Here is a 16,292-nt window from a genome sequence, read left to right on the forward strand (position 1 = left end):
ACTAAAGTCACATAGCCGCGCTGGCGTTTCACATCCACTTCACGTTGCGCCATGGTGTTCGGCGAGCAACATGCGGCGCGATCCGCCCCGACGGGGTGTCGACGCGCCGCTTCCTTGCCCCCGACGAAGGGAATCTTCGTGAAGCGGCTCTGGAGCCGGATGGGTGTCCGTGCGGCCTCGGTCGGTCTTCTCGTTCTGGGTCTCACCGGTGGTGTGTACCTGGGTCAGAACCGGGACGTTCAGCAGCAGAGTGCCGACGCGCAGCTGGTGCTGAAGGCCAACGAGGACGAGATGCGCCTGCTGAAGGCGCGTCAGGCCGATCACGCCGCCGCCCGCGCGCACCGCGTGGTGGCCGAGGAGGCCGCCGCCGCGAAGGCCGCCACCGAGGTTCAGTCCGCCGCTTCCAAGGCGCGCAAGCTGGAGAAAGAGGTCATCGAGGCCAAGGAGGCAGCCGAGGCCAAGAAGGCCGAGGAGGCCGCCGGTCCGGTCGTCTACACCGGTGAGATCCCCGAGTCCTGCAACGAGTACAGTGGCAGCCGCAAGATCGGGTGCGCGCTGATGCTGGACGCCGGCTTCGGTCTCGACCAGTTCCCGTGCCTGGACAAGCTGTGGAAGAAGGAGAGTGGCTGGAACTACAAGGCCCTCAACAGCGGTTCCGGGGCGTACGGGATTCCGCAGGCCCTGCCCGGCAGCAAGATGGCGTCGGAGGGCTCGGACTGGAAGACGAACCCGGCCACCCAGATCAAGTGGGGTCTCGGCTACATCAAGGGCCGCTACGACACTCCGTGTGGCGCGTGGAGCCACTCGCAGAACGTCGGCTGGTACTGACGATCCTGGTGACGGGGCTGCGCGGCTTTCTGCGCGGCCCCGTTTCGCTGTGATCAAATGTCCACATGGTCCGGAAAGCGGCGTATTTTTTCCTGATTTTCGCTCTCACGGGTACCGATGTGCCCGCGTGGGCGGATTCCGGACACGCACCGGCACGTGACGTGGTCGGTGGCAAGATCGCCGGCAGCGGGAAGTTCCCCTGGGCGGTCCGGCTCTCGATGGGTTGCGGTGGCGCCCTCACCGCGCCCCGGGTCGTCCTCACCGCCGGGCACTGCGTGGGCCCCACTGGCCCCAACGACAAGATCACCGTGACCGCCGGGGCACCCGACCTGGACTCGAGGTCCGCGATCGCCGTCAAATCGGTGGAGGTCTACCGCTCCCCGGATTTCGTCACCGAGACCAGCGGCGACGACTGGGCGGTCGTCCGTCTCGAGAAGGAACTGCCACTGCCCATCCTGCCGCTGACCCCCGACGACACCGACGAGGGCACGTTCACCGTGATGGGCTGGGGGCAGACCAGGGAGTCGGCGCGGCAGCAGGAACGACGGCTGCACTACGCGACGGTGCCGACGATCCCCGACGAGGAGTGCGCCGCCGCCTACCGCAAGGCCGGTGTCGAACTGGTCCGCGACGAGTCCATCTGTGCCGGCCGCCGCGGCGTCGACACGTGTCAGGGCGACTCCGGAGGGCCGATGGTGCGACGGGACCGTCTCGGCCGGTGGGTGCAGGTCGGCATCGTCAGCTGGGGACTCGGCTGCGCCCGTGACGGCTACTTCGGCGTATATACACAGATCGCCAAGTTCCGCGACGACATCCGGGCCGCGGCCGGTCGTCTCGGCTGACCTCCGAGTGGCCGCGCTGGCCTGCTCCTGCCACCATCGACAGCATGGCTTACGGGTGGGCAGCAGGCGCACGCACGGACGAGGCGGGACGGTTCGGCACCGAGGCTTTCTACGCGTCGCTCGGGCGCGCCTTCGTGACGATGTGTGCCGTCATCCCGGCCCTGTTCCTGATCGAAGTGATCGACATCGCCCTCGGCCCGGGGACCCTCGATCTGGCCGGCGGCATCATCCCCCGCTCGCCGGCGGGCATCGACGGCATCCTGTTCAGCCCGTTCCTGCACGACGGATGGGAGCACCTCTACGGCAACGCGGTCCCGCTCATCCTGCTCGGCACGTTCGTCCTGGCCGGCGGCGCGCGCCGGTTCATCTGGTCGACGGTGCTGATCATGGCGGTGGCCGGGGTCGGCGTCTGGTTCATCGGCGACGCGGGCACCGTCGTCGTCGGCGCCAGCGGCGTCATCTTCGGCTATCTCGGCCTGCTGCTCGCCCGCGGCGTCGTCGAGCGCAGCTGGTGGCACTTCGCGGTGGCCGCGTTCATCGGGCTTCTCTACTGGTACCAGCTGTTCAACGTGCTGCCCACCGACCAGCGGATCTCCTGGCAGGGACATCTGCTGGGCCTGCTCGGCGGCATCGTCGCGGCGTTCATCTTCCGTCGCCGTTAGATCCTTTTCTGGTACGGCGTGAGCCGCCCCGGAAGCCAGGCCGTCGCGTGGCTCCCGCGCGACGTCCGCGGCACTCCGGACCGTGACACGACCGGCGGGCAGAATGCGGCCCCCACCGCCCCACGACGCCCCGCAGCCTGTGTCGTCCCGCTACGTGGTGACCTGTGGCGTGCTCCGTGCCTGATGTCACCACTTTCCGGCTTCAGTTTTGATACGTGGTGATTTGTGGTGGCTTTCATGGGTGGGGTCGCATCCTGCCGTGTGGTGGTGTGCGGTGCGTCCTGCACCGCACACCACCACATGGCCACCGCATTCAGCCCGGCGGTCGCGCTGCGGTCCGGAGTGCCGCGGACGCCGCGCGGGAGCCACGGGACGGTCCACGTTCCGACGGGTGCGGGCTAGCCGTACAACAGCAAGGTTTTGACCGGAAACGATCAGATTGTGGGGTCGCCGAGCGGGACCGTCGGCAGGTGCCCGTCGAAGTCGACGGCCGAGTAGAGGGCCAGTTTCTCCAGGCGGTGGTAGGAGTCGATGACCCGGATCGTGCCGCTCTTGGACCGCATCACGATCGACTGGGTGTGCGCGCCGCCGGAGCGGTACCGGACGCCCTTGAGCAGGTCACCGCTGGTCACGCCGGTCGCGACGAAGAAGCAGTTGTCGCCGGTGACCAGGTCGTCGGTGGTGAGGACGCGGTCGAGATCGTGGCCGGCGGCGATCGCCTTCTCCCGCTCGGTGTCGTCGAGAGGCCACAGTTTCGCCTGGATCATGCCGCCGAGACATTTCAGGGCACATGCCGCGGTGATGCCCTCGGGGGTGCCGCCGACACCCATCAGCACGTCGACGTCGGACTCCAGACGGGCCGCCGAGATGGCACCGGCGATGTCACCGTCCGAGATGAACTTGATGTTGGCGCCGGCCTGCCGCACCTCCTCGACCAGCTTCGAGTGCCGCGGACGGTCCAGGATGCACACCGTGACGTCGGACACGCTGGAGCGTTTCGCCTTGGCGATACGCCGCAGGTTCTCCTTCACGCCCGCGTCGATGTCGATCACGTCGGCACAGTCCGGGCCGACAGCGATCTTGTCCATGTAGAAGACGGCGCTCGGGTCGAACATCGCGCCCCGCTCGGCGACCGCCAGCACCGCGATCGAACCGGGCATGCCCTTGCTCATCAGGGTGGTGCCGTCGATCGGGTCGACAGCGACGTCCACCTCCGGCCCGGTGCCGTCACCGACCCGCTCCCCGTTGAAGAGCATCGGCGCTTCGTCTTTCTCACCCTCACCGATGACGACGACGCCGCGCATCTGGATCGAATTGATGAGCTTGCGCATGGCGTCGACGGCGGCACCGTCACCGCCGTTCTTGTCGCCTCGGCCGACCCAGCGACCGGCCGCCATGGCGGCGGCCTCGGTCACGCGGACGAGGTCGAGGGCGATGTTGCGGTCGAGATCCTGGGGGACTCGTGCGGGCACGGCGGCCTCCTCGCGACGTTGCGGGGTGTGATTCCTCCGATCCTGGCATCCGAGGACGTGCCAAGTCCCGTTTCAGCGACGTGGTTAACAATGGGGATCGTGGAACCTGCCTCCGAATCGCCCGCAGCGGCCTCCCCGCGCCTGTCGCCCCGGGAGGGGCGCCGCCCGCGCGACATGATCCTGTCCCTGCTGGTGCTTCTCGTGCCGATCGCGCTGTTCCTCACCTTCTACCGGGTGGTGCTGGAGGGCGACCGGCCGATCGCGGTGGACCCGACGTCGTCCATCGAGCTCGCCACCCGCGAGTTCCCCGTCGCCCAGCCGGCCGGGCTCGGCGACGACTGGCACGTGACGTCGGCCAACTTCCGCCGCGAGGACGGCGGGGCGACCCTGCGCCTCGGATACGTCGACCCCGACGGCCGGCCGATCCTGCTGGTGCAGAGCAACGTCGCGCCGGCCACGCTCGTCCCCGCCGAGGTCGGCCCGCAGGGCGAGCGGATCGGCGCCTACCGCACCGACGAACGCACCTGGATGCGTTACCGCGGCCGGGAGAGCGAGACCGCCCTGATCGCGACCGAGCAGGCCAGCACCATCGTGATCATCGGCGACGGCGCCGACACCACCAACCTGGAGAAGCTCGCGGCCGCCCTCTAACCGTCGGATCTGGCCGCCCGGGCCGCCTCGATGCGCTCCCGGGCACCATCCAGCCAGCGGTGACAGACGTCGGCCAGCTCCTCCCCGCGCTCCCACAGCGCCAGCGACTCCTCCAGCGTGCCGCCGCCCTGCTCCAGCCGCTCCACCACCGACGCCAGCTCGGTCCGCGCCTGCTCGTAGGACAGTTTCTCGTCGCTCATCAGCTCTCCATCACTGCTGCTCGAAGCTCGCCCTCGGCGAGCCGGATCCGAAGAAGGTCACCCGCGGCCACCTCGTCCGCGGCACGGACCACCTGCCCGTCCGGGCGCTGCACGATCGCGTAACCCCGCTCCAGCGTCTTGGCCGGCGACAGCGCCCGCAGCCGGGCCACGGTGTGCTCCAGAGCATCGTCGGCCCGGCGGATCCGCTGCTCCAGACTGCGGCCGGCCCGGTCACGCAACGCCGACACCTCGACACCCCGCTGACCGAGCAGCGCCTCCGGCCGGGCCAGCACCGGCCGCGACCGCCACGCCTCGATCCGCTGCCGCTCCCGGTCGATCAGGCCCAGCACCGCCCGGTCGAGCCGGCCCCGGGCCTGCCCGATCAGCCGCTGCTCGTCGGCCAGGTCCGGCACGATCCGTTTCGCCGCATCGGTCGGCGTCGACGCCCGCAGGTCGGCCACGTAGTCGAGCAGCGGCGCGTCGGTCTCGTGGCCGATCGCGCTCACCACCGGCGTGCGGGCCGCGAACACCGCCCGGCACAGCGCCTCGTCGGAGAACGGCAACAGATCCTCGACACTGCCACCACCACGGGCGATCACGATCACGTCGACCGTGTCGTCACCGTCCAGCACCTTCAGCGCGTCGATGATCTGCGCCACCGCCGTCGGGCCCTGCACCGGCACGTTGACCACCCGGAAGTCGACCGACGGCCAGCGACGACGCGAATTCATCAGCACGTCACGCTCGGCCGCGCTGGCCCGCCCCGTGATCAGGCCGATCCGGCCCGGCAGGAACGGCAGCCGCCGCTTGCGCTCCCGGGCGAACAGGCCCTCCGCGGCGAGCAGCCGTTTCAGTTTCTCCAGGCGGGCCAGCAGCTCGCCGATGCCGACCTGGCGGATCTCGTCGGCCCGCAGGCTCAGCGTGCCCCGGCCGGGATAGAACTCCGGCTTGGCGTGCAACGTCACCCGGGCGCCCTCGGCCAGCTCCGGCGCACCCGCATGCAGCACGTCATGGCTGGTCGTGACGGTCAGGCTCAGGTCGGCCGACGGGTCACGCAAGGTCAGGAAGACCACGTTGGAACCGGGACGGCGGCTGATCTGCGCGACCTGGCCGTCGACCCACACCCAGCCGAGCCGGCTGATCCACGCCGTGATCTTCTGACTGACCACGCGGACCGGCCACGGCTCGTCGGCGGAACTGCGCGGCGCGCTATCGGGCTCGTTCACCCGGCCAGATTACGTAAGCCCACCGACATTTTCGCTGCGCGCCGGCGGCCCGGCGACGGCGTCGTACAGGCTCAGGTCCACCGGGACCCGCCGCTCCGGCAGCGCCCGCTCGGTCAGCGCCAGCGCCACCACCGCCAGCAGGCTCGCGCAACCCCAGAAGATCAGGTCGGCACCCAGATACAGCGGGTCCACGTGCAGGCCGCCACCGGCGCCCAGGAACGGGAACGGGTACCCGTGCCGCCCCGGATAGTTCTCCATGCAGCACGCCGACGTGTCCGGCGCCAGCGTCGCCACGAACACCACCACGATCAGCACGGCCGCCGCCACCCAGCCACCCCGGCTCGGCCGCGGCCTCCGCCGCAACAGCAACAGGACTCCGCCGGCGGTGATCACCAGATGGAAGATCAGGTACGCGCCGGTCAGCCCGCCGTCGAACTCCACGGCCAGATTCAGCAACCCGATCCCGACCAGGAACCAACCGGACATCACACGGAGCACGGCCGGAATCGATGGCCACTGCTCAGCGCTCATGAACAGGGATTATTCCGCCCGTTCCGGTGTCCCGCGCCGCTTTTGGGCACGGGCGGCAAGACCGACCAGACAGATCAACACCAAGCCGGTGTACGCCCACACGGTCACGTCCGCGAGCAGCCGGAGCACGTCGACGCCCCACCCGTCCTCGACCGCCCGCCGCCGCGCCTCTCCGGGACTGTCCGCCAGACCGCCACGGCCCAGCCACTCGAACGGCCAGCCCCGGCCCTCGAACCAGCCGTACATCCCGCCCGTGCTGACCGACCGCACGGCCAGCCCCACCGCCGTACCGGCCAGTCCCGCCACCACGGCGCCGGCCGCGACCAGCCGGACCGGCAGCCGGATCCGCCGCCACAGCAGCAGCACCAGACCGCCCCCGGCGATCGCCGCACCCGCGAAGACATGCCGGTCGACCGCCACCGTCAGGCTCATCACCAACCAGAACATGCCGAAGGTGAGACTCAGCTGACCCACCGTCAACCGAAGGATGCGACCCGTCATGACCGGGCAGTATGCACGACCTGTGCCGCACATCTCGCCGCAGGCGGGGTGCGGGTGCGGGCACGTACCATGGCCGGGTGACTGAACCTCGTAAGCGGGTGTTGCTCGCCAAGCCGCGTGGCTACTGCGCCGGTGTCGACCGCGCCGTGCAGACCGTCGAGGAGGCGCTGAAGCTCTACGGCGCCCCGGTCTACGTGCGCAAGCAGATCGTGCACAACAAACACGTGGTCAGCACCCTCGAAGCGCGCGGTGCGATCTTCGTGGAGGAGAACTACGAGGTCCCCGAGGGCTCGACTGTCGTCTTCTCCGCCCACGGTGTCGCCCCCGAGGTCCACGAGCAGGCCCGCGAGCGCAACCTCAAGGCCATCGACGCCACCTGCCCCCTGGTGACCAAGGTCCACCACGAGGCCAAGCGCTTCGCCGCCGAGGACTACGACATCCTGCTCATCGGCCACGAGGGCCACGAGGAGGTCATCGGCACCGCCGGCGAGGCGCCCGCGCACATCCAGCTCGTCGACGGCCCCGACGACGTCGACAACGTCGTCGTCCGTGACCCGGCCAAGGTCGTCTGGCTGTCGCAGACCACCCTGTCGGTCGACGAGACGATGGAGACCGTCGCCCGCCTCAAGACCCGTCTGCCGCTGCTCCAGTCACCACCCAGCGACGACATCTGCTACGCCACGTCCAACCGGCAGCACGTGATCAAGGAGATCGCGCCCGACTGCGACGTGGTCATCGTCGTCGGCTCCACCAACTCGTCCAACTCGGTGCGCCTCGTCGAGGTCGCCCTCGGCGCCGGAGCCCGCGCCGGCCACCTCGTCGACTACGCCTCCGAGATCCAGGACGAGTGGCTCGACGGCGCCACCACGGTCGGCGTCTCGTCCGGCGCCAGCGTCCCCGAGGACCTCGTCATGGAGGTCCTCGCCCACCTCGCCGACCGTGGCTTCGGCGAGGTCACCGAGTACACGACGGCCGAGGAGCGCCTCACCTTCTCCCTGCCGCAGGAGCTGCGCCGCGACATGAAGGCCGCCGCGGCCGCCCGCGCCGCTAGCTGAACTCGGGGGCCTGCGGCTGACGGGGAGCCGTCTCCACCTGCACCGGTGGGAACAGCTCCTCGTCCGAGACACCCATCTCGGCCAGTTTGCGGGCGCTCACCAGCACCCGCGACTCCAGCGACCCGACCGCCCGGTTGTACGCGGTCACCGCCCCGCCCAGCGCCGACCCCAGCTTGTCCACATGATCACCCAGTGTGGACAGCCGGCCGTACAGCTCCCGCGCCAGGCCGTGCACCGCCGCCGCGTTCCTGGTCAGCGCCTCCTGCCGCCACGAGTAGGCGACCGTCCGCAGCATCGCGATCAGCGTCGCCGGTGTCGCCAGCACGATGTTGCGCCGGAACGCGTGCTCCATCAGCGCCGGATCCCGCTGCAACGCCGCATCCAGGAACGGATCCGCCGGCACGAACAGCACCACGAAATCCGGCGTCGACTCGAACGCCGACCAGTACCGCTTCCCCGACAGCGCGTCCACATGCGCCCGCAGATGCCGGGCATGCTGATCCAGATGTCCGTCCCGGGTGTGCTCGTCACGGGCCTCCATCGCCGACAGATAGCCCTCCAGCGGCGCCTTCGCGTCCACCACCACCGTCCGCCCGCCGTGCAGCCGCACCACCAGGTCCGGCCGCACCCCGGAATCGTCGGTCGACGCCGTCACCTGCTCCGCGAAATCACAGTGCTCCAGCAGCCCGGCCGCCTCCACGATCCGACGCAACTGGTGCTCACCCCACCGGCCCCGCACCTGCGGCGCCCGCAACGCCGACACCAGCTGCCGCGTCTCCGTCCGCAGCTCACCGGAGACCGCGCCCATCGCCCGGACCTGCTCCCGCAACTCCGCATACGCGTCGATCCGGTCATGTTCCAGCTGGGCGACGCGATCCTCGTACCGCCGCAAGGTGTCGTGCAACGGCGCCACCGCCCGCGCCACCGCCTCCTGCGACTGCGCGGTCGCCTCATAGGACAGAGCCCGCAGCGACTGCTCCAGCCGCTGCTCACCATCGCGGGCGGCCTCCACGGTCGCCTCCAGCCGGGCGATGTCGGTCGCCGCGCGGGCGCGCGCGGCCAGCCAGCCGACCGCCGCGCCGGCCGCCAGACAGAGAAGAATCACGGCCAGTGTCGAGAACGTCACCTTCGCAGATTGCCAGACAGGTCGCTCATGACATGCGGGGGTACCGTGGGAAACATGAAAGGCGTGTTGCTGATCCTGCTCATCGTGGTGCTCGCCGGCCTGGCCATCGCGGCCACCCAGCGAGGCGGCAAAGCCCGCCGGCAGACCGAGCTCGACGACGCCCGGGCCGACGCCCAGAGGTGGTATGAGCGGCTCGGCGGCCAGGTCATGAACCTCACCTCCGAGGATCCGGCGGCACGTCAGGCGCTCGCCGACGCGAGCGAGCGATACAACGCGGCCGGGGGCCAGCTCCAGACCGCCAATTCGGTCCGGCAGTTCCAGCTCGCCCGCGAGTCGGCACTGGAGGGTCTCACCTACGCACGGGCGGCACGCCTGGCCATGGGCCTCGACCCGGGCCCCGACCTGCCGCCGCTCAGCTCCGCCCACAACACCGGCCGGATCACCCACGAGCGTGAGGTGACCGTGCAGGGCCATTCGTACAAGGCGGGCCCACGCCCGGGTTCCGACACCCCCTACTACTACCCGGGCGGCCGGGTCGAGGGTCGCCCGGTCCCGTCCGGCTGGTATTCGACACCTGTCTGGCGGACCGCTCTCGGCGCGGGCGCCGGCGTCCTCGGCGGCATGCTGATCTTCGACGCCCTGTTCTCCCCGGAGTTCGGCGACTTCGGCGGCGCCGATTTCGCGGGCGGCGATTTCGGCGGCGCCGATTTCGCGGGCGGCGACTTCTCTGGCGGCGACATCGCGGGCGGCGACTTCTCTGGCGGCGATTTCAGCCCCGGCGATTTCTCCGGCGGCGATTTCGGAGGCTTCAGCGATTTCGGCGGCGGTGGAGGCTTCGACTTCTGACGCCGCCCACCCAACCGCTCACCTCACAGACCCATTTCCGTAGCATCCCGGACTTTCACGGCGTCGCAGATTTCCACAGCGTCCCGGACTTTCACGGCGTCCCGGTGCTCAGCGAGCTCCGAGCCATCAGCGGTGCAGGTGGCGGTTGATGGCTCGGCGCAGCGCTCGTGGGCTCGGCCAGATCTGCGTCAGATCGGCGGTGAACGCCGGGCCGCGCGGCGTGTCCGTCAGCACCGGACCACCCGTACCGCCCTCCTGCACCGGATGGACACTGTCGAGGTCCCGCGGAACCACGTCGAGAACCGTCCGTAGCCCGTCCCGCCGGATCACCACAGCCGCGATGTCCGCCCAGTCCAGCAGCACCGGATCGGAATCCTGCGCGGCCAGCTCCAGACCACCCGACGACACCCGCACCCACGTCGGCAGAGCCGCCCTCGCCGAAACCGCATACGCCCCCGCCACGGCGGCGCCGACGAGCACCGCCTGCGCGGCGGTCACCCACCACGGGTCCCCGCTGTCACCGGCGACCCACCCCACGACGGGGGAGACCGCCAGATAGGCGACCATCAGCACCGCGAACACCATGACGAAGGTCCGGGCCGGCGACGACCGGAACAACACCGCGTCCCGGGCCGGGGCCCGGACCTCCTCAGGGGCGATCGACATGCCTCCTATGGTGGCCGCCCCGCTCAGAATGCGCAGGCGATCACAAGCTCTGGGGTGCGGTCCCGGAGCAGGTCCAGCTTCCCGATCCGCGCGGCGGCTCGAAAATCACCGTCGATCGACTCCAGCCGGTCCAGCAACTCTGCCGGCCCGAGCGCCTCCGCCAGTGGAACCTCCGTCTTCATCGACAGCTTCCGATCAGACTTGGCCCGGCGGACCTGCCGCAGAGCCTCACCGGCCAGATCCAGCAGCGTCGGATCACTCTCCGGTGCCACCCGGGACAACTCGTACCGGGTCGGCCACGTCGACCGGTGCACCGACCCGTAACGCCACCACGACCAGATCTCCTCGGCCACGAACGGCAGGAACGGCGCGAACAGCCGCAACAGCACCGACAGCCCCGAGGCGAGCGCCGCCCGCGCCGAGTCACCGGCCGGGCCCTCCGCGTACGCCCGGTTCTTGACCAGCTCGATGTAGTCGTCGCAGAACGTCCAGAAGAACGTCTCCGTCGCCTGCAGCGCATCGGTGTGCTGGTAGTCCTCGAACGCCGCCGTCGCCGTGACGATCACCTCCGCCAGCCGGCCCAGCATCGCCCGGTCCAGGGGTTCGGTGACCGGCTGCCGCAACGCGTCCGCCGCACCCAGTCCCAGTGCGAACCTCGACGCGTTCAGCAGCTTCATCGCCAGCCGACGGCCCACCTTCAACTGGGCCGGCTCGAACGCCAGATCAGCACCCGGACGACCGCACGCCGCCCAGTACCGAACAGCGTCCGACCCGTACTGCTCGAGCAGTTGGATCGGTGTCTCCACCTCGTTGCCCAGCGACTTCGAGATCTTCTTGTGGTCCGGGTCGAGAATCCACCCGGACAGCACCGCCCGCTGCCACGGCAGACCGCCGGTGAGCTGGCCGGCCCGCAACACCGACGAGAACAGCCAGGTCCGGATGATCTCCTGGCCCTGCGGGCGCAGATCCATCGGATACGTACGGGCATGCAGCTCCGGGTCGGTGCTCCAGCCCGTGACGATCTGTGGACTCAACGACGACGTCGCCCACGTATCCATGACATCCGGGTCGGCGGTGAAACCACCCGGAACATCCCGCTGCTCCTCCGACCACCCCGGCGGGCAGTCCGACGAAGGGTCGACCGGCAACGCCGCGTCATCCGGCAGAAGCGGCCGCTCGTAGTCGGGCTCACCGGCGGCATCCAACTCGTACCACACCGGAATCGCGACACCGAAGAACCGCTGCCGGCTGATCAGCCAGTCACCGGTCAGGCCACCGACCCAATGGTCGTAGCGGTGACGCATGCTCTCCGGAACCCAGCGCAACTCCCGGCCACGGGCCAGCAACTCCTCCCGCAACCGTTGATCACGCCCGCCGTTGCGGATGAACCACTGCCGGCTCGTGACGATCTCCAACGGCCGGTCGCCCCGCTCATAGAACTTGACCGGATGCGTGATCGGCGTCGGCTCACCCAGCAGATCACCGGACTCCCGCAGGAGCCGGACCGTCTCGGCGCGCGCCGCGTTGACCGTCAGACCGGCCAGCCCTTGATAGGCGGCGACCGGGACACCCGCCGGAGCATCCGGCAGGAACCGGCCGTCACGGCCCAGGACGACCCTCGTCTCCAGAGCCAGATCCCGCCACCACGTGACATCGGTCAGGTCGCCGAACGTGCAGACCATCGCGATACCCGTACCCTTGTCGGCTGCCGCCAGCGGATGGGCCCGAACCGGGACCTCCACGTCGAAGAACGGCGTGCGGACCGATGTGAGACCCGCGAAGCGGGGATCACCGGGATGGTGAACCAGTGCGACACACGCCGGCAGCAGTTCCGGCCGCGTCGTGTCGATCTCGACCGGACCGTCCGGCCCGTGGAACCGCAACCGGTGATAGGCGCCCGGCCGCTGCCGATCCTCCAGCTCCGCCTGCGCGACAGCCGTCCGGAATCCGATGTCCCACAGCGTCGGCGCCTCCGCCGAATACGCCTGACCAGCCGCGAGGTTCGCCAGGAACGCCCGCTGCGAAACCGCCCGCGCCCGCTCACCGATCGTCGTATACGTCAGGCCCCAGTCGACCGACAACCCGAGCCGCCGCCACAGCGCCTCGAAACCCTTCTCGTCCTCGACCGTCAACCGGCCACACAACTCGACGAAATTTCGCCGCGAGACCGAGACCGGATCCTTCGGCGCCTTCACCGGCGGCTCCCACGACGGGTCATAGGGCAGCGACGGATCACATCGGACACCGAACAGGTTCTGAACCCGGCGCTCGGTCGGCAGGCCGTTGTCGTCGAACCCCATCGGATAGAAGACGGCCTTGCCACGCATCCGCTGGAACCGCGCGACCGTGTCGGTGTGCGTATACGAGAAGACGTGCCCGATGTGCAACGAGCCCGATACGGTCGGCGGAGGTGTGTCGATCGCATACACGTCGGCCCGCTCCTTCGAACGGTCGAACGCGTATGTGCCCTCCTCCTGCCAGCGCGGCGCCCACTTCTCCTCGAGCCCGTCCAGCGACGGCCGCTCGGGGAGACCGTGACGGCCGATTCCCGTATCAGTCATGCCGGTCAGCGTAGGACCGCCACCAACGCGCCGCCATGCGATTAAGCGGCCGACTCGTGCTGCAACAGCCACTCCTTGACGTGCAGACCCCAGCGGTAACCGCCGAGCGACCCATCCGTCCGCAGCACCCGATGACACGGCGTGAACAGGGCCACCGGATTGCGGGCACACGCCGCCGCCGCGGCCCGCACCGCCGCCGGCCGGCCGGACAACTCGGCGAAACCCGTGTAGGTCACCGGGGCACCCGGTTTGATGCCCCGCATCACCCGCCACGCGTGCGACATGAACGCGCCTGCCGTGTGCTGCTCCACCTCGATCGCGTCGATCGCGGTCAGGTCGCCCTCCAGATAGGCCCGGACCGCGGGACCCACATCACCCGGATCACCCGGGCGCGCCGGCTCCAGCAGCACCGGATGCACCAGCTTCAGCAACTCGGCCACATCGGTGGTGAAACCGGCCGCGCGCACCGCCCCGGTCTTCGTCACCACCACGGTGAACGAGCCGGCCGGGGTGTCCAAAGTCGAATGCAGCAACATCGTTGTCTCCTCGTTCGGGGGCCTACAGCGTGACGTCTTCTCGCGGTCCGTGCGCCACGGAACGGCTGATCTGTGGATAGCCGCGGAGGCACTTCCAGCAATGTGGACAACCGTCCGGCCGGGTGCGCCGACGGGTAGGTTCGTTACGCGGCACGCCACAGGCGGATCAGTGCATAGGAGCGCCACGGGCGCCAGCGTTCGGCGTACGACGAAAGGGTTTTGGCAGTGGCGGGCAGACCGAGAGCCTCCGCACCACGGCGGGCCGCCAGGTCGGTGGGGAGGAAGACGTCGGGGTCGCCGATCGCGCGCATGGCGACATAACCGGCGGTCCAGGGGCCGATGCCGGGCAGCTCGGTGAGGCGTGCCACCGTCTCCGCCCGGTCGGCTGTGGGGTCGAGGTCGAGCTTGCCGGCGGCTACCGCCTCGGCCAGAGCGCGGATGGTGGAGCGGCGGGCCGTGGGCATGCCGAACGCGGTGTCGGGCAGGGCGGCTATGACGTCGGCCGACGGGAAACCGGCGAGGTCCGCGGTGGTATCGGTTTGGGGGATGGGGGTGGGTTCCCCCGAGACAGCGACGGCGGCCGCCCGCAACATCCGCCCCAGCGTCGTCCGAGCCCCGGCCACGCTCACCTGCTGACCCACCACAGCCCGGACAGCCATCTCGAATCCGTCGACGGCCCGCGGCACCCGCACCCCCGGCTCCGCCTCGACCGCGGCGGCCAGCGCCGGATCCCCGCCGAGCAGCCCGTCCACCGCCACCGGATCGGCGTCCAGATCGAACAGCCGCCGGCAACGCGCCACGGCCGGTGCCAGATCCCGCACGTCATCGAGCCGCAGCGTGGCATGGACGACCCGGTCCCCGGGTCGCAACGACACGGTCCCTGCCCCGTGCGGCAGGTTCAACCCTCGCCGGTACGCCCCATCCGTGACCGCATCGACGCCGGGCAGGGTCCGTCCGGCGAAGAACGTGAGCAGCGACTCCGCGTGCAGCGGCGGCCGGTACGCGAGCCGCAGATTGACGACCCCCGCCTCGGCCCGTCCGGCGGGCCGTTTCTCCCGCATCTGGCTGGGTGACCGCGCATACACCTCGAGCATCGTGTCGTTGAACTGCCGCACGCTGCCGAATCCGGCGGCGAACGCGATCTCGGCGAGCCCGAGGTCGGTCGTCTCGACGAGGATCCGGGCGGTCTGGGCGCGCTGGGCTCGCGCGAGCGCGAGTGGCCCGGCCCCGAGTTCGGCGGTGAGCATCCGGTTGAGGTGCCGTTCGGTGTATCCGAGCCGTCCGGCGAGTCCGGGAACGCCTTCCCGGTCGACGATGCCGTCGCCGATGAGACGCATGGCACGGCCGACCGTGTCGGCGCGGGTGTCCCACTCGGGGGAGCCGGGTGCGGCGTCGGGCCGGCACCGGCGGCAGGCACGGAAGCCGGCCCGTTGTGCGGCGGCCGCGCTGGGGTGGAACGCGACGTTCTCGCGTTTCGGTGTGACGGCCGGGCAGGACGGCCGGCAGTAGATGCCGGTGGTTTTCACGGCGGTGTAGAACCAGCCGTCGAACCGCTGGTCACGGCTGTCGACCGCCCGGTAGCACCGTTCGAAGTCCAGTTCCATGGCTTCGAGTCTGCGCCGCCGCCGGGCTCACGGCTGGCGGGTTTCGGACATGACCGTGGTTCAGGCGATGGTGGCGGCCTGTGTCGTGGCGGAGGCCCAGGCGGCGCGGAGTGCGGCGTGGGTGGCGGTGAGTTCCGGCGTGGTCAGTTCGCGTTCGGCCTGGTCCTGCGCGGCCTGTACGACCTCCGCCAGTTTCGTCGACTGTTCGCAGCGGCTGTCGTCGCGGGCGACGCGGAGTTCGTACTGTGCGACGGTCTTGCGGGTTTCGGAGGTCGTCGCGGCCTGCCAGCGGTCGATGATGTCACCGCGCGGGCCTTGCAGGTCGCTGTAGGTGTGCCCGGCCTTCGTCATGCACGACGACCACTCGACCACGGCGCCCTTGACCGTCGCGGCCTCGGTGACGCGGCTGATGACCTCGTTGGTGCTGGCCTCGGCGTGCGCCCACAGCCGGTCCCAGTCGTCGCCGCGCAGCGTGCGCTGGGCGGTGTAGCCGCATCCGTCCGTCATGAACGTGAGCTTCGCGCCGCCGGGGATCTCCACGGTGCGGGTGTGGCCCGGCGTACCGCTCAGGGCTGCCTCCCACGCCTGCCGTTCCTTCGGGTCGAGCGCGGCGAGGGCGTCCTTGTTCGGGTTCGGCGGCAGTCCACCCGAGCCGTTGAGGGCCTCGCCGACGATGCCGTACCCGTCGGCGCGGGCGCGTGCCGGGTCGAGCAGGGCGTACGGGTTCGCGGCGGAGGAGCGGGTCACGTCGGCCGGGGGGATCGGCTGGTAGTCGTGGCCCTTGGCGCGCATGCAGTCGCGGATCAGGGATTCGGTCGCGATGTGGACGAGGCGCTGATCGGCGGGGGCGGGATAGGTGATGGCGCCGAAGGGCCGTGGTCCCGGGACCGGTGTCAGGGCAGGGGTGGGGCCGGGCGCCGACGTGCACCCGGCCGCACTCCATGCCAGCATCGCCACGATCAGCGAGCTGAGGCGACGCATGAGG

At 70.1% G+C, this 16,292-nt stretch carries 17 protein-coding genes; 6 read left to right on the forward strand and 11 right to left on the reverse strand.

Annotation, left to right across the window (positions count from 1 at the left end; genetic code table 11):
• Positions 1 to 138 precede the first annotated feature (138 nt).
• The 3 genes from ACFO0C_RS21335 to ACFO0C_RS21345 all read left to right on the forward strand — a co-directional run bounded on the left by ACFO0C_RS21335 (position 139) and on the right by ACFO0C_RS21345 (position 2,332).
• Positions 139 to 828, forward strand: a complete 690-nt coding sequence (locus tag ACFO0C_RS21335) for an aggregation-promoting factor C-terminal-like domain-containing protein (protein ID WP_378068396.1) — start codon at positions 139 to 141, stop codon at positions 826 to 828.
• A 119-nt stretch (positions 829 to 947) separates the two neighbouring features.
• The gene (locus ACFO0C_RS21340; protein ID WP_378068397.1) at positions 948 to 1,670 is read left to right on the forward strand and encodes a S1 family peptidase; all 723 of its coding nucleotides are present in this window, start codon (positions 948 to 950) and stop codon (positions 1,668 to 1,670) included.
• A 44-nt stretch (positions 1,671 to 1,714) separates the two neighbouring features.
• Positions 1,715 to 2,332 carry a rhomboid family intramembrane serine protease gene (locus ACFO0C_RS21345; protein WP_378068398.1) on the forward strand — a complete coding sequence of 206 codons (618 nt, stop codon included), beginning with the start codon at positions 1,715 to 1,717 and terminating at the stop codon, positions 2,330 to 2,332.
• A 434-nt stretch (positions 2,333 to 2,766) separates the two neighbouring features.
• Here ACFO0C_RS21345 and glpX read toward each other — a convergent pair whose 3' ends face one another.
• Complete coding sequence (gene glpX / locus ACFO0C_RS21350) at positions 2,767 to 3,804, reverse strand: class II fructose-bisphosphatase (protein ID WP_378068399.1); 1,038 nt, start codon at positions 3,802 to 3,804, stop codon at positions 2,767 to 2,769.
• Between the two features lie 90 nt (positions 3,805 to 3,894).
• Between glpX and ACFO0C_RS21355 the strand changes: the two genes are divergently transcribed.
• Complete coding sequence (locus ACFO0C_RS21355) at positions 3,895 to 4,455, forward strand: DUF4245 domain-containing protein (RefSeq protein WP_378068400.1); 561 nt, start codon at positions 3,895 to 3,897, stop codon at positions 4,453 to 4,455.
• Here the strand turns inward: ACFO0C_RS21355 and ACFO0C_RS21360 are convergent.
• Genes ACFO0C_RS21360 through ACFO0C_RS21375 form a run of 4 tightly spaced genes read right to left on the reverse strand, consistent with a single transcriptional unit; the run spans position 4,452 to position 6,913 of the window.
• Positions 4,452 to 4,655, reverse strand: coding sequence for an exodeoxyribonuclease VII small subunit (locus ACFO0C_RS21360; protein WP_378068401.1), 204 nt, complete (start codon positions 4,653 to 4,655; stop codon positions 4,452 to 4,454). The genes ACFO0C_RS21355 and ACFO0C_RS21360 overlap by 4 nt on opposite strands.
• Positions 4,655 to 5,881, reverse strand: coding sequence for an exodeoxyribonuclease VII large subunit (xseA, locus tag ACFO0C_RS21365; protein ID WP_378068402.1), 1,227 nt, complete (start codon positions 5,879 to 5,881; stop codon positions 4,655 to 4,657). Before xseA ends, ACFO0C_RS21360 begins: the two co-directional genes overlap by 1 nt.
• A 9-nt stretch (positions 5,882 to 5,890) precedes the next feature.
• Positions 5,891 to 6,412: a hypothetical protein gene (locus ACFO0C_RS21370; protein ID WP_378068403.1), complete on the reverse strand. Its 522-nt coding sequence runs from the start codon at positions 6,410 to 6,412 to the stop codon at positions 5,891 to 5,893.
• A gap of 9 nt (positions 6,413 to 6,421) precedes the next feature.
• The gene (locus tag ACFO0C_RS21375; RefSeq protein WP_378068404.1) at positions 6,422 to 6,913 is read right to left on the reverse strand and encodes a hypothetical protein; all 492 of its coding nucleotides are present in this window, start codon (positions 6,911 to 6,913) and stop codon (positions 6,422 to 6,424) included.
• A gap of 11 nt (positions 6,914 to 6,924) precedes the next feature.
• On the opposite strand from ACFO0C_RS21375, the gene ACFO0C_RS21380 reads away from it, so the two are divergent.
• Positions 6,925 to 7,968 (forward strand): 4-hydroxy-3-methylbut-2-enyl diphosphate reductase, encoded by a 1,044-nt coding sequence (locus tag ACFO0C_RS21380; protein ID WP_378068405.1) that lies wholly within the window; start codon positions 6,925 to 6,927, stop codon positions 7,966 to 7,968.
• On the opposite strand, the gene rmuC is transcribed toward ACFO0C_RS21380, so the two are convergent.
• Positions 7,961 to 9,094, reverse strand: a complete 1,134-nt coding sequence (gene rmuC / locus ACFO0C_RS21385) for a DNA recombination protein RmuC (protein WP_378068406.1) — start codon at positions 9,092 to 9,094, stop codon at positions 7,961 to 7,963. The two genes, ACFO0C_RS21380 and rmuC, sit on opposite strands and share 8 nt — an antisense overlap.
• Positions 9,095 to 9,148: 54 nt before the next feature.
• On the opposite strand from rmuC, the gene ACFO0C_RS21390 reads away from it, so the two are divergent.
• The gene (locus ACFO0C_RS21390) at positions 9,149 to 9,940 is read left to right on the forward strand and encodes a pentapeptide repeat-containing protein (RefSeq protein WP_378068407.1); all 792 of its coding nucleotides are present in this window, start codon (positions 9,149 to 9,151) and stop codon (positions 9,938 to 9,940) included.
• A gap of 126 nt (positions 9,941 to 10,066) precedes the next feature.
• Here the strand turns inward: ACFO0C_RS21390 and ACFO0C_RS21395 are convergent, their stop codons facing one another.
• The 5 genes from ACFO0C_RS21395 to ACFO0C_RS21415 form a co-directional block, all read right to left on the reverse strand.
• On the reverse strand, positions 10,067 to 10,606 hold the full coding sequence (locus ACFO0C_RS21395; RefSeq protein ID WP_378068408.1) for a hypothetical protein: 540 nt from the start codon (positions 10,604 to 10,606) through the stop codon (positions 10,067 to 10,069).
• Positions 10,607 to 10,629: 23 nt separating this feature from the next.
• Positions 10,630 to 13,167 (reverse strand): valine--tRNA ligase, encoded by a 2,538-nt coding sequence (gene valS / locus ACFO0C_RS21400; protein ID WP_378068409.1) that lies wholly within the window; start codon positions 13,165 to 13,167, stop codon positions 10,630 to 10,632.
• A 41-nt stretch (positions 13,168 to 13,208) separates the two neighbouring features.
• Positions 13,209 to 13,703, reverse strand: a complete 495-nt coding sequence (locus ACFO0C_RS21405; protein WP_378068410.1) for a methylated-DNA--[protein]-cysteine S-methyltransferase — start codon at positions 13,701 to 13,703, stop codon at positions 13,209 to 13,211.
• 143 nt (positions 13,704 to 13,846) lie between these two features.
• A complete protein-coding gene (locus ACFO0C_RS21410; protein ID WP_378068411.1) occupies positions 13,847 to 15,307 on the reverse strand; it encodes a DNA-3-methyladenine glycosylase 2 family protein in 1,461 nt (486 codons plus the stop codon).
• Positions 15,308 to 15,367: 60 nt separating this feature from the next.
• The gene (locus ACFO0C_RS21415; protein ID WP_378068412.1) at positions 15,368 to 16,288 is read right to left on the reverse strand and encodes a hypothetical protein; all 921 of its coding nucleotides are present in this window, start codon (positions 16,286 to 16,288) and stop codon (positions 15,368 to 15,370) included.
• Between the last annotated feature and the right edge of the window lie 4 nt (positions 16,289 to 16,292).

This window comes from Actinoplanes subglobosus (genome assembly GCF_042650585.1).
GTDB lineage: Bacteria > Actinomycetota > Actinomycetes > Mycobacteriales > Micromonosporaceae > Actinoplanes > Actinoplanes subglobosus.

Excerpts from the sequence above, each read along its gene's own strand:
- ACFO0C_RS21345 (WP_378068398.1), top strand. The coding sequence starts at position 1,715 with ATGGCTTACGGGTGGGCAGCAGGCGCACGCACGGACGAGGCGGGACGG.
- ACFO0C_RS21355 (WP_378068400.1), top strand. The coding sequence starts at position 3,895 with ATGGGGATCGTGGAACCTGCCTCCGAATCGCCCGCAGCGGCCTCCCCG.
- ACFO0C_RS21360 (WP_378068401.1), bottom strand. The coding sequence starts at position 4,655 with ATGAGCGACGAGAAACTGTCCTACGAGCAGGCGCGGACCGAGCTGGCG.
- ACFO0C_RS21370 (WP_378068403.1), bottom strand. The coding sequence starts at position 6,412 with ATGAGCGCTGAGCAGTGGCCATCGATTCCGGCCGTGCTCCGTGTGATG.
- ACFO0C_RS21375 (WP_378068404.1), bottom strand. The coding sequence starts at position 6,913 with ATGACGGGTCGCATCCTTCGGTTGACGGTGGGTCAGCTGAGTCTCACC.
- ACFO0C_RS21380 (WP_378068405.1), top strand. The coding sequence starts at position 6,925 with ATGCACGACCTGTGCCGCACATCTCGCCGCAGGCGGGGTGCGGGTGCG.
- ACFO0C_RS21390 (WP_378068407.1), top strand. The coding sequence starts at position 9,149 with ATGAAAGGCGTGTTGCTGATCCTGCTCATCGTGGTGCTCGCCGGCCTG.
- ACFO0C_RS21395 (WP_378068408.1), bottom strand. The coding sequence starts at position 10,606 with ATGTCGATCGCCCCTGAGGAGGTCCGGGCCCCGGCCCGGGACGCGGTG.
- valS (WP_378068409.1), bottom strand. The coding sequence starts at position 13,167 with ATGACTGATACGGGAATCGGCCGTCACGGTCTCCCCGAGCGGCCGTCG.
- ACFO0C_RS21405 (WP_378068410.1), bottom strand. The coding sequence starts at position 13,703 with ATGTTGCTGCATTCGACTTTGGACACCCCGGCCGGCTCGTTCACCGTG.
- ACFO0C_RS21410 (WP_378068411.1), bottom strand. The coding sequence starts at position 15,307 with ATGGAACTGGACTTCGAACGGTGCTACCGGGCGGTCGACAGCCGTGAC.
- ACFO0C_RS21415 (WP_378068412.1), bottom strand. The coding sequence starts at position 16,288 with ATGCGTCGCCTCAGCTCGCTGATCGTGGCGATGCTGGCATGGAGTGCG.